Here is a 2,492-nt window from a genome sequence, read left to right as displayed (position 1 = left end):
AGGCCCTTCGGCTTGCGCAGCGCCCGCCACAACTGCGGTCGCACGGTGATCGCGAGGAGGATGCCGAATCCGCCCAGAACCCAGGCCCACCAATACTTCGCCGACCACGTCGAGACCACGATGAAGGAGGCGATCACGATTGCGAGCGTCACCAGGTGCACCAGGGTCGAGACCACGGTCACCGCGACGCCGGTCACCGAGGTCGGCCGCAGATCCTGCGCGGCGGTCAGTTGGTCGCACAGCTTCTGCGCGCGGACGCGTGCCCGCTGCTTTCGCCACGCGGCCCAGCGCTTTTCCGGGGCCGGCGGCGCGGGATCGGCGTTGTAGCCACAGTTCTCACACCACTGGGTGAATCTGGTATCGAACTCACCGCTCCAGCCACAGCTCGGGCATCCGAACGCCACCAGAGTCGGCGTGCCGACCGGCGCGTGAGCCCCCTCCTCGCCCATGGTCACTGGCGAAGTGTGCTGCCTTCGCCGCTTTCCCGTCAACCAGTTCATGTGAGAGCCGCCCGGCGCCGCTCAATCGGGCTCGGCACGCCCGACGCCACGCCTTGATTCTCCTCGTGAACCTTGAAAATTGGTCTAGACCCTTGACGGTCTGCCGGTCGGCGCGCTTGACTGAGGCCGATCCGTCGTGTGGATCAGCGTGCGCTGCGCATCGCGTGTCCCACCGTGGACCGTGCGACGCGGAACACGGAACGCGGGACCACGTAAACGCAGAGCACGCATATGCACCACCCACATGCACCGCCCTTTCGCAACACAGACGTCGCGGCGCCGGCGCCTTTCTCGATCAGCTGACCCGCCGGGTCGGACCGCCCCAGGCGGCTCCGGCCGGGCCTGGACCGAAGAAGGCGCACAACATGAGTACCTTGACCCAGCGCGGGCGATACTGGCTTGCCGTCACAGCGGCAGCTGCGGCGGGAGTTGCCGCCGTCGCTCTCGGACCGCTCGACATGGCGAGCGCGGCCGGAACGTCCGCCGCCGCCACCTCCCTGCCTTCCTGCCCCTTCTGGGCTGCGGGAATCACCCCGCCGGCCCGCTCCGTCACTCCCTGGGTGGCGCCGTTGCAGACGGCCGCGCCGGTGAACTTCTCCGGCCGCCAGGCCGCTCCGACGTTGACCGGCACGCTGTCCAACGGACAGGTGACCATCACCGTCTCGCCGGTGCCGAACGCGGTCGCCTACAAGGTGTGGCGCGACGGCGTGGACGTCGGCTACATCAGCTACTGGGGCCAGACCACCCCGCTGACCGTGACCGACACCGCGCCGTGCCAGAACGCTTACTACGACGTGGTCGCCATGTACGACACCAGCAACAGCGACGCCTCGCTCGGCCAGCTGTCGCAGCCGTACTGGCTCGGCGCCGACGGAACGCTGGCCCCCGGACCCGGCGACGTGGCCGTCGGTACCACCATCTCGATGATGGTGACCTCGTACGACGACGTCGGTCAGACCGCCTCCGGCTACAACTCCCAGCTCGGCGGCTGCGCCACGGACCCGCGGGTGATCCCCTGGGGCACGTACTTCACGGTCCCCGGATACGGCACGTGCGTGGCCACCGACCTCGGAACCTGGATCCAGAACGACACGGTCGACGTGTGGCTGCCCGGCAGCCAGGCGAACAACTGGGGCGTGCAGACCAGGACGATCACCGTCGTCGCCAACCCGTTCGGCAGCCCGGGCCCGAGTTCGAGTTCGAGCCCGAGTTCGGGACCCTCTGCGTCGCAGAGTGCTTCGCCGTCGGCCTCGCCGAGTACGCAACCGAGCACCTCGCCCAGTCCTTCGGCCTCCGCCTCGCCCTCGGCGTCCCCGACGCCGTCGTCCGGCGGCGGCACCTGCTGGCCGGCCTGGAGCACCAGCGCGTCGTACGTGCCGGGCGACAAGGTCTCGTATCAGAGTGTGAATTACACCTCGACGTACTACTCGACAGGCGCCACACCGGGAGCCGCCACGTCGTGGGCGGTTTGGTCGAGCAACGGCGCCTGCTGAGGATTGCAGACCGATGATGCCTTCGTTTTCGTTGACGCGCCGCCGCCTCGCCGCGGCGGCCGCCATGCTGCTGGCCGGGACCTGCGTGGTGTTCGCCACGCACCCGGCCGCGGCCGCCTCGCCCAACTTGCTCGCCGACCCCGGCTTCGAGTCGGGCCTCACCGGGTGGACGTGTTCGTCCACTGACACTACCGTGTCCAACCCCGTGCACGGCGGCACCGAGGCGCTCGCCGGCACCCCGGCGGGCTCCGACTACGCGCAGTGCTCGCAGGCGGTCAGTGTTCTGCCGAACTCCTCCTACTCGCTGTCCGCCTGGGTTCAGGGCTCGTATGTCTACCTGGGCGACACCGGCACCGGCACCACGGACACCAGCAACTGGACGCCGTCGGCCACGTCGTGGACCCAGCTGAGCACGTCGTTCACGACCGGGGCGAGCACGACGAGTGTGACGGTGTACATCCACGGCTGGTACGGCCAGCCGACCTTCTACGCCGACGAC

At 69.0% G+C, this 2,492-nt stretch carries 2 protein-coding genes and 1 pseudogene; 2 read left to right on the top strand and 1 reads right to left on the bottom strand.

Annotated elements, in window-relative coordinates:
• Positions 1 to 455, bottom strand: a pseudogene (locus VGS97_RS14330) (hypothetical protein); the annotation flags it as partial.
• A 410-nt stretch (positions 456 to 865) separates the two neighbouring features.
• Between VGS97_RS14330 and VGS97_RS14325 the strand changes: the two are divergent.
• Positions 866 to 1,993, top strand: coding sequence for a 3D domain-containing protein (locus tag VGS97_RS14325; protein WP_326853962.1), 1,128 nt, complete (start codon positions 866 to 868; stop codon positions 1,991 to 1,993).
• Between the two features lie 16 nt (positions 1,994 to 2,009).
• The coding region (locus VGS97_RS14320) for a carbohydrate binding domain-containing protein (RefSeq protein ID WP_414641716.1) at positions 2,010 to 2,492 on the top strand (483 nt) is incomplete at its 3' end.

This window comes from Actinocrinis sp. (assembly GCF_035946395.1).
Classification (GTDB): Bacteria; Actinomycetota; Actinomycetes; order Streptomycetales; family Catenulisporaceae; genus Actinocrinis.
The sequence above is the reverse complement of the archived record's forward strand: the minus strand, read 5'-3'. Positions and strand labels throughout refer to the sequence as shown.